The sequence below is a fragment of the Streptomyces sp. FH025 genome (assembly GCF_017427025.1).
Taxonomy (GTDB): Bacteria; Actinomycetota; Actinomycetes; order Streptomycetales; family Streptomycetaceae; genus Kitasatospora.
This window is the reverse complement of record NZ_JAFLNG010000341.1, coordinates 1-8,077: the sequence shown is the minus strand read 5'-3', so window position 1 is coordinate 8,077 and position 8,077 is coordinate 1. Positions and strand designations below refer to the sequence as shown.

The window sequence follows — 8,077 nt, the reverse complement described above, 5'->3', positions numbered from 1 at the left end:
TGCGGGACGCCCGTCGGCACGGCGCGACCGTCCTCGCGGTGGACGGGGCCTCCGCCGGCTCGCCGGGCGACCGCGGCGGTCCCGGCGGCCTCGGCGGTCCCGGCGACCTCGGCGACGTTCGCGACCTTCGCGACCTCGCGCACGAGCGGCTGACCGTCGGCACCGCCGCCGAGGAACCGTTCGACCTCGCCCAGCACCTGGTCAGCGCCGCCGCCGGGCAGCCGGCCGGCCGCCGCTCCACCCTGGACCGGCTGGCCGAGCTCGCAGGGCGGCTGACCTCGGCGCCCACGCTCAGCCGCTGGTAGCCGGTTCGTCGTTCGGTCAAAAACCCTTTGCGGGAGCGGTATCCACCGCCCGAGGATGACGGTTCGTGAACGACGACGAACCCCCGCATACCTCCGCACCCGGGCGGGCCCGCACGCTGCTGCGCTCGCTGGCACCCGACCTCTCGCCGTGGCGCGCCTCCCGCGACTTCCGCTACCTCTGGATCAGCGGCTGCGTCACCAGCTTCGGCAGCTTCCTGACGTACGTCGCCGTGCCGATGCAGATCAAGGAGCTCACCGACTCCTCGTTCGCGGTCGGCCTGATCGGCGCCGTCGAACTCGTCCCGCTGATCGTCTTCGGCCTGTGGGGCGGCGCCCTCGCCGACGCCCTGGACCGCCGCAAGCTGGTGCTGCGCTCCGAGGCCGCGCTCGGTCTGCTGGCCGCGCTGCTGCTGCTCAACGCCCTGCTGCCGAACCCGGTGCTGTGGCCGGTCTACCTGGTCGCCGCGCTGGTCGCGGCCGCCGACGGCCTGCAACGCCCGGCACTGGACTCGCTGCTGCCTCGGATCGTCGCGCACCAGCACCTGTCGGCCGCCTTCGCCCTCAAGTCCCTGTACCACAACGTCGCTTCGGTGGCCGGACCGGCGCTGGCCGGTGTCGTGGTGGCCTTCTCCGGGGTGCAGACCGCGTACGCGCTGGACGTGCTCACCTTCGCCGTCTCGGTGCTGCTGCTCGCCCGGATCAAGGCGGTGCCGCCGCCCACCGGCGCCGAGCGCCCGTCCGTACGGGCCGTGCTCACCGGCGTGCGGTACGCGTGGAGCCGCAAGGACCTGCTGGGCACCTACGCGATCGACACCTGCGCCATGCTGTTCGCCTTCCCGGTGGCCGTCTTCCCCTTCCTGGCCTCGGACTTGGGCGCGGACTGGGCGCTCGGCCCGATGTACGCGGCCGCCGCCGTCGGCGCCCTGCTGGTCGGCGCGACCAGCGGCTGGACGTCCCGGATCCACCGGCACGGGCGGCTGCTGGTCGTCGCCGCCGTCTGCTGGGGCGCGGCGATGGCGCTGGCCGGGCTGTCCGGGAACATCTGGGTGGTGCTGCTGGGGCTGGCGCTGGCCGGCGGCGCCGACGAGGTCAGCGGGATCGCCCGCTCGACCATGTGGAACCAGTCCATCCCGGACGAGGTCCGCGGCCGGATGGCCGGCGTCGAACTGCTCAGCTACTCCGTCGGCCCCCAGCTCGGGCAGGTCCGGGCCGGCACCATGGCCGGGCTGCTCGGTGTGCGGGCCGCGGTCTGGACCGGCGGCCTCGCCTGCGTCGGTGCCGTGCTCGCGGTCGCCGCCGTGCTGCCGAAGCTGCTCGGCTACGACGACCGCACCGACCCGCACACCGCGGCCGTCCGGGCCGAGCACGAACAGGCCGAGCACGAACGGGCGCAGCGGGAACAGGCCGTGCGGGAACAGGCCGGACGGGAACCGGAGGAACCGGAGGCGGCCGCGACGGCGTGAGCGGCTACTCGGCGCCGCCCTTCGGCCCGTCGCCGCCCTTCGGCTCGTCGCTCCAGCGCGGGTCGTTGCGCCACTCCCGGTTGCGCTCGTCCGCGATCTCCAGCGCGTGCGAGGCCTCCTCGGGGCTGGCGTACGGCCCGAGGCGGTCCTTCGCCGGGCACTCCGGGCCCTCCTCGACCTTGCCGTGCTTGATGCAGTAGAACCACTCGCCGGGCTTGCCGGTCGGCTTGCGGTTGAATCCGAGGGGCATGACGCTCTCCCGTTCAGACAGATGTGTGGATCTGCGGACGTACTGATGCGTGGATGGGTCGATACCGATCATTCCCCGGCCCGGGCCGCTCCGCACACCACCCGGCGGCGCCGGGCCCGGCGGATAGACTCGCCGCCATGGCACTCGTACCCGGCATCCAGTCCCCCACCCGCAAGGTCCCGGCGCACATCGCGCGCCCCGAGTACGTCGGGCGCCCCGCCCCGACGCCGTACACCGGGCCCGAGGTGCAGACCGCCGAGACGATCGAGAAGATGCGGATCGCGGGCGGGATCGCCGCCCGGGCGATGGAGGAGGCGGCCAAGCTGATCGCCCCCGGCGTCACCACCGACGCCCTGGACGCCGTCGCCCACGCGTACATGTGCGACCACGGCGCCTACCCGTCCGACCTCGGCTACCGGGGCTTCCCCAAGTCCGTCTGCACCTCGATCAACGAGGTGATCTGCCACGGCATCCCGGACTCGACCGTGCTGCAGGACGGCGACATCGTCAACATCGACGCCACCGCCTACATCCACGGGGTGCACGGCGACCTGAACGCCACCTACCTGGTCGGCGAGGTGGACGAGGAGTCCCGGCTGCTGGTCGAGCGCACCCGGGAATCCCTCAACCGGGCGATCAAGGCCGTCAAGCCGGGCCGTCAGATCAACGTGATCGGGCGGGTCATCGAGTCCTACGCCAAGCGCTTCAACTACGGCGTGGTGCGGGACTTCACCGGACACGGCATCAACACGTCGTTCCACTCCGGCCTGATCATCCCGCACTACGACAGCGAGCGGGCCACCGAGGTGATCAAGCCGGGCATGACCTTCACCATCGAGCCGATGCTGACCCTGGGCACCTACGACTACGAGATCTGGCCGGACGGCTGGACGGTCGTCACCAAGGACCGCAAGCGCACCGCCCAGTTCGAGCACACCCTGGTGGTCACGGCGGACGGCGCGGAGATCCTCACCCTGCCGTGACCGCCGTGACCGCCGAGGGCGTCGTCAGCCGATCAGCCACTGCTCCTCGGCGACGGCGCCCACCTCGGTGCAGGCGTCGGTGAGCACGTCCAGGACGCGCAGCGGGTCCGGCAGCGGCTGCTCGGGCCCGCGCAGCCACCGCACCTCGGAGCCGTCCGGGAGGGCGGCCGGCGGGAGCAGGGTGTACGAGCCGCGGCAGTGCCAGCGCAGGCCGGGGTGCTCGGACATGGTGTCCGGGGTGGAGTCGAGCGCGCTCGGCCACCACTCGTCCTCGTCGTGCGGGGTGCCGCGGGTGGCGGTGAAGAACAGGTAGCGGTCCTCGCCGACGGCGGCGACCGGGCCCTCGACGCCCCGTGCGGTCAGCCGCTCCAGCGCCAGCCGCCCGGCCTCGGCCGGGACGTCCAGCACGTCGTGCACCCGGCCGGTGGCGGTGACGAAGTTGGCCTGCGGATCGCGGGAGAGCCAGCGGGAGAGCTGCTCGGGGTCGGTGGTGGCCTGGGTCTGCCAGGCGAAGGAGACCGGGTGCTGCGCCGGGGCCGGACAGGCCACCCGGTCGCAGGAACATCGGTAGCCGGCCGGGTGGGCGGCGGGGGCGAGCGGGAATCCGGCGCTCAGTGCGCCGAGCAGCTGATCAAGTCTGGCGGCCGGGTCCGCGTCCCCCGGGCGGGCCCGCTGTCGATCACGCTTCTGCCACCAGGTCGTCCACCTGCCGCCGGCTTCCATCGGGCCCCTTCCGCGCACTGCTGTGCCTGGTGCGACACAGCGTTCGACGTACCACTGGGACGCAACGCACAACGCCCCCCGCTGCTTCCCCGGGTGGTGCTCGGCCCTGCTGTCCGCGCCCCGCCGACCGCGGCCCGGGGTCACCGGACGGCCGACGCCCGGGTCTCGGTACGGCGGTCGCGGCAGCACGCTGTCCGCGCCGGTCCGGCCGGAGGGCACGCCGACGCGCGCCTCGCCCGGCCCGTACGGGGCCCGCTGACCCGGGTGAACCCCGAGGGCGTACAGGAAGGATAAGGGTGCGCGGGGCCTCCGGATGACCGGGGGCGATGCCTCTCCGGTCACACTCCGGACGCTCCGCCCCCGCCCGGCCTCCCACCGGGGACGCCCGTCGGGGGAGGTGAGACCCTGGAGGGGTGAAGAGCGCGGACACCGAATTCGTCGGCGGCCCCCTGGACGGGAAGGTCCTCCCCATCCCGCTGGGGCCGATGCTCGGCGTGCCCAAGAAGTACAAGGTCCCGGTCCCCGCGCACGGCGACACTCCCGCGCGCACACTGGTCTATGTCCGGGCCAAGCAGGTACGGGGGCTCAGCTGGTTCTGGCGCTACGAGTACGACGAGGCGGCCTCCGGCTGACGGACCGCCCGCTCCCCCATCGCCTCCCCGGGAGGTCGGCATGGCCAGGACGGTACGTCACTTCGCCCGGCACCACCGGGGCCCCGAGCAGGCGCAGGCGCGCCACAACCGGCAGGTCCTCGCGGTGACCGAGGTGCTGCTGCTCGCGGTGGTCCTCTACACCGTGGTGATCGGCCCCGAAGGCTGGCTCTGGGTCGGCTGGGCGGTGCTGCTGCTCGCCTGCGTGGCCCTGTTCGTGGTCCACGCGTGAGACTCCGGAGCAGCGGCACCGCCCGTCCCCCCGTACCGGTCAGTCATCCTCGGCGAGGATCAGGTACAGCTTCTTGCGGGCCTCGGTCAGCACCGCCAGGCCCTTGGTGCGCTGGGCCTCGGTGCCCGTCCGCATGACCTGCTGGACCGCCTGTTCGACCGAGGCGAGCGCCTGGCCGACCTCCTGGACGGCCTCCCAGTCGACCTCCCGGCCGGCCTCCGCCCACGGCTCCGCCGGCCCGGCCTCGGCCTCGGCCCGGCCCGCCTCGGTGAGCGAGACCAGCCGCTTGCCGCCGACCTCCTCCGCCGTGACCAGGCCCTCCTCCTCCAGCAGCTGGAGGTTGGGGTAGATCGAACCGGGGCTGGGCCGCCAGGCCCCGCCGCTGCGCTCGGCGATCTCGGCGATCATCTCGTAGCCGTGCATGGGCCGCTCCTTGAGCAGCGCCAGCAGCGAGGCCCGGACGTCCCCGCGCCGGGCCCGGCCGCCGCGCCGCCCGTGCGGGCCACCGCGCCGGCCGCCGTGCCCGCCGAAGCCGGGCCCGAACGGGCCGCCCATCGGCCGGCCGGGGCCGCCGCCGAACGGCGGCGGACCGAAGCCGCCGAAGGCCTCCCGCCCCTCGAAGCCCTCCCCGGGCATCCCCCGGAACTCCGGACCCGGACCGCGGCGCCAACCGCCGCCGCGCGGGCCCCCGTGAAATGGCATCCCTGAGCGCATCACGCCCACCTCCTTGAGGTTCCGAATGCTTCAGCGAAACAGTCGAGTCACTGTCTCGATAGTTCGACGATATATCGGCGACTGTCGCTCGTCAACGGATTCCGACACGGCCCCCGCCCCCGGTGCACCGCCCGCCGCCCAGCCGCTACGGTGGCGGGCATGGCCGGAGAACGAGACCTTGCGACCCTGCTGCGCGGGATGCGTCCGCAGCTCAACCCGGGGCGGTACGTGTACTGCACCCTCCCCGCGAAGGTGCCCGCCGGCATGCGGCCGGTGGTGACCGTCGCCGAACCCGAAGGGGTGACGGTGGTGGTCGCCCAGGAGGAGGCGGATGCGCTCGGGCTGCGCTACGAGTACGTGGCGGCCTGGATCACCCTGCAGATCCACTCGGCGCTGGAGGCCGTCGGACTCACCGCGGCCGTCGCCACCCGGCTCGCCGAGGAGGGCATCAGCTGCAACGTGGTGGCCGGCTTCCACCACGACCACCTGTTCGTCTCCGCCGACGACGCCGACCGCGCCGTCCGCGCCCTGGAGGACCTCTCCGCCCGCTCCGCCTGACGGTCCCGCCCGGTGGCCGCCCCCGGCCGCCCCTTCGACACTGGAGGCAGCCGCCCCGCCCGGGGCGGCCCCACCTGAAGGGGACGACCGCCATGGCCACCTGCGTCACCTGCGGAAACGACTACTGGCTCGCCTTCGAGATCAAGACGGTCACCGGCGACACCTACACCTTCGACAGCTTCGAGTGCGCGATGGAGAAGCTCGCCCCGCGCTGCGAACACTGCAACGTCCGCATCGTCGGCCACGGCGTCGAAGTCGCCGGCATGTTCTTCTGCTGCGCCAACTGCGCCCGCGTCAACGGCGGCCTCGGCGACCAGATCCGCGACGCCGTCGGCGCCCACCCGGCCTGACCGGCCGGGAAACCGAGGGGGCGGAAGAGTCGGCCTGTACGCCGGGTTCTGTCTCCCGGGTTGCTTGCGCGGCCCGGGGAGGCGGCCATCCATCTAGGACTGCCGTTGCCGACAGCCTCGTGCGGTCCACCCGCGGACTCGGGCGAGCAGCCTTCAGACGTCCGCGCACGGTGCCCGAGGGCACCGATCTTGACCTTGCTCCAGGTGGGGTTTACCTAGCCGGCCGGGTCACCCCGGTCGCTGGTGGTCTCTTACACCACCGTTTCACCCTTACCCACGCGCCGAAGCGGTGGGCGGTCTGTTTTCTGTGGCACTGTCCCGCGGGTCACCCCGGGTGGGCGTTACCCACCACCCTGCTCTGTGGAGCCCGGACGTTCCTCGGCGGGTCTGGGACCCGTCGCGACCGCCCGGCCGGCTCTTCCGCCGTAGTGGTCATCGTAGCCGCTCGGGCGGGGCCTCCCGTACACCGGTCCGGGCGGTGGGCGGCTCGGCGCCGAGCCGGGCGGCCACCCGGGCGGCGGTGGAGGTGGCCCAGGCGGTGGTCGTGAACAGGCCGAGGGCGAGGACCGCGCCGCCGAGGCCGACCAGGATCCACCAGCCGGAGTGGCTGGCCGGGGCGAAACCGGTGGCGACCGGGCCGACCACGGCCGAGGTGACGACCGTACCGATCACCGCCACGCCCAGCGACTGGCCGACCTGGCGGCTGGTCGAGGCGACCGCGGCGGCCACGCCCGCCTGGGTGCGCGGCATGCCGGAGACGGCCGCGTTGGTGATCGGCGCGTTGACCATGCCGAAGCCGAAGCCGAACAGCGCGTACGCGGCCAGCAGCAGCGCCGCCGGGGAGTCCGCGGTGAGCCGGGTCAGCAGCAGGCCGCTCGCGGTCAGGCCCAGCCCGGCGACGACCAGCGGCAGGCGCGGGCCCGAACTGCCGACGATCCGTCCGGACAGCGGCGCGCAGACCAGCATCATCCCGGCCATCGGCAGCGTCCACAGGCCCGCCTCGACCGGGCCGTAGTGCCGGACCTCCTGGAGGTAGAGGGTGTTGAGGAAGAGGAAGCCGCCGAGCGCGGCGAAGGCGCAGACCGCGGTGACGGTGGCGCCGGTGAACGGGGCGCTGGCGAAGAACCGCGGGTCCACCAGCGGCTCGGCCACCCGCCGCTCCCAGAGCGGGAAGGCGATCAGCGCGGCCACGGCGGTCGCGGCGAGGGTGAGGATCAGCGGGGAGGTCCAGCCGTTGCCCGGGCCCTCGATGATCGCGGCCGTGCCGCAGCCGAGCAGCACGATCATCAGCAGCTGGCCCACCGGGTCCAGCCGGCGCGGGCGCGGGGCGCGCGACTCCGGGACGTAACGGGCGGTCAGCAGTATGGCCAGCAGGGCGATCGGGACGTTGATCAGGAAGATCGACGGCCAGCCGGCGCCGTCCACCAGGAAGCCGCCGAGCAGCGGGCCCATCGCCATCGAGATGCCCACCACGCCGCCCCAGACCCCGATCGCCTGGGCCCGCTCCTTCGGGTCGGTGAAGGTGTTGGTGATGATCGACATCGCCACCGGGTTGAGCATCGAACCGCCCACCGCCTGCAACGCCCGGAACGCCACCAGCCACTCCAGGCCCGGCGCCAGGCTGCACAGCAGCGAGCCGAGCGCGAAGCAGGTCAGCCCGATCTGGAACACCCGGCGGCGGCCGAAGCGGTCGGCCACCGAGCCGAACAGCATCAGCAGCGAGGCCAGCACCAGGGTGTAGGCGTCGATGATCCACTGGAGGCCGGAGGCCGGGGCGTCCAGGTCGCGCTGGATCGACGGCAGGGCGATGTTCACCACGGTGTTGTCCAGGCCGACGATGAACAGGCTC

10 protein-coding genes, 1 other RNA gene and 1 pseudogene are annotated in these 8,077 nt (G+C 73.4%); 7 read left to right on the top strand and 5 right to left on the bottom strand.

All coding sequences use genetic code 11. From position 1 onward, the window contains the following. Together J0670_RS22855 and J0670_RS22850 are read left to right on the top strand one after the other, a co-directional pair. Positions 1 to 305, top strand: a pseudogene (locus J0670_RS22855) (hypothetical protein); the annotation flags it as partial. 65 nt (positions 306 to 370) lie between these two features. After that, positions 371 to 1,768, top strand: coding sequence for an MFS transporter (locus J0670_RS22850; RefSeq protein WP_307806646.1), 1,398 nt, complete (start codon positions 371 to 373; stop codon positions 1,766 to 1,768). A gap of 4 nt (positions 1,769 to 1,772) precedes the next feature. Here J0670_RS22850 and J0670_RS22845 read toward each other — a convergent pair whose 3' ends face one another. Then, complete coding sequence (locus J0670_RS22845) at positions 1,773 to 2,018, bottom strand: hypothetical protein (RefSeq protein ID WP_207813514.1); 246 nt, start codon at positions 2,016 to 2,018, stop codon at positions 1,773 to 1,775. A 137-nt stretch (positions 2,019 to 2,155) separates the two neighbouring features. On the opposite strand from J0670_RS22845, the gene map reads away from it, so the two are divergent. Then, a complete protein-coding gene (gene map, locus J0670_RS22840) occupies positions 2,156 to 3,001 on the top strand; it encodes a type I methionyl aminopeptidase (protein WP_207813513.1) in 846 nt (281 codons plus the stop codon). Between the two features lie 24 nt (positions 3,002 to 3,025). On the opposite strand, the gene J0670_RS22835 is transcribed toward map, so the two are convergent. After that, the gene (locus J0670_RS22835; protein WP_207813512.1) at positions 3,026 to 3,724 is read right to left on the bottom strand and encodes a bifunctional DNA primase/polymerase; all 699 of its coding nucleotides are present in this window, start codon (positions 3,722 to 3,724) and stop codon (positions 3,026 to 3,028) included. Between the two features lie 413 nt (positions 3,725 to 4,137). Here J0670_RS22835 and J0670_RS22830 point away from each other — a divergent pair, with 413 nt between their 5' ends. Continuing rightward, positions 4,138 to 4,356 (top strand): hypothetical protein, encoded by a 219-nt coding sequence (locus tag J0670_RS22830; protein WP_196948200.1) that lies wholly within the window; start codon positions 4,138 to 4,140, stop codon positions 4,354 to 4,356. 40 nt (positions 4,357 to 4,396) lie between these two features. Further along, complete coding sequence (locus J0670_RS22825; RefSeq protein WP_207813516.1) at positions 4,397 to 4,606, top strand: hypothetical protein; 210 nt, start codon at positions 4,397 to 4,399, stop codon at positions 4,604 to 4,606. A 39-nt stretch (positions 4,607 to 4,645) separates the two neighbouring features. Here the strand turns inward: J0670_RS22825 and J0670_RS22820 are convergent, their stop codons facing one another. Further along, entirely contained in the window at positions 4,646 to 5,308 is a 663-nt protein-coding gene (locus tag J0670_RS22820; RefSeq protein WP_207813511.1) for a PadR family transcriptional regulator, read from the bottom strand. Positions 5,309 to 5,479: 171 nt separating this feature from the next. Between J0670_RS22820 and J0670_RS22815 the strand changes: the two genes are divergently transcribed. Both J0670_RS22815 and J0670_RS22810 read left to right on the top strand, forming a co-directional pair. Further along, positions 5,480 to 5,878 (top strand): ACT domain-containing protein, encoded by a 399-nt coding sequence (locus J0670_RS22815; RefSeq protein ID WP_207813510.1) that lies wholly within the window; start codon positions 5,480 to 5,482, stop codon positions 5,876 to 5,878. Positions 5,879 to 5,970: 92 nt separating this feature from the next. Beyond that, positions 5,971 to 6,228 (top strand): Prokaryotic metallothionein, encoded by a 258-nt coding sequence (locus tag J0670_RS22810; protein ID WP_196948192.1) that lies wholly within the window; start codon positions 5,971 to 5,973, stop codon positions 6,226 to 6,228. A 21-nt stretch (positions 6,229 to 6,249) separates the two neighbouring features. On the opposite strand, the gene rnpB is transcribed toward J0670_RS22810, so the two are convergent. Then, positions 6,250 to 6,647: RNase P RNA component class A (gene rnpB / locus J0670_RS22805), an RNA gene on the bottom strand. Positions 6,648 to 6,660: 13 nt separating this feature from the next. Further along, positions 6,661 to 8,077: MFS transporter (locus J0670_RS22800; protein WP_207813509.1), on the bottom strand; the 1,417-nt coding region annotated here is incomplete at its 5' end.

Coding starts and splice junctions, on each gene's coding strand:
- J0670_RS22845 (WP_207813514.1), bottom strand. CDS start 2,018: ATGCCCCTCGGATTCAACCGCAAGCCGACCGGCAAGCCCGGCGAGTGG.
- map (WP_207813513.1), top strand. CDS start 2,156: ATGGCACTCGTACCCGGCATCCAGTCCCCCACCCGCAAGGTCCCGGCG.
- J0670_RS22835 (WP_207813512.1), bottom strand. CDS start 3,724: ATGGAAGCCGGCGGCAGGTGGACGACCTGGTGGCAGAAGCGTGATCGA.
- J0670_RS22825 (WP_207813516.1), top strand. CDS start 4,397: ATGGCCAGGACGGTACGTCACTTCGCCCGGCACCACCGGGGCCCCGAG.
- J0670_RS22820 (WP_207813511.1), bottom strand. CDS start 5,308: ATGCCATTTCACGGGGGCCCGCGCGGCGGCGGTTGGCGCCGCGGTCCG.
- J0670_RS22815 (WP_207813510.1), top strand. CDS start 5,480: ATGGCCGGAGAACGAGACCTTGCGACCCTGCTGCGCGGGATGCGTCCG.
- J0670_RS22810 (WP_196948192.1), top strand. CDS start 5,971: ATGGCCACCTGCGTCACCTGCGGAAACGACTACTGGCTCGCCTTCGAG.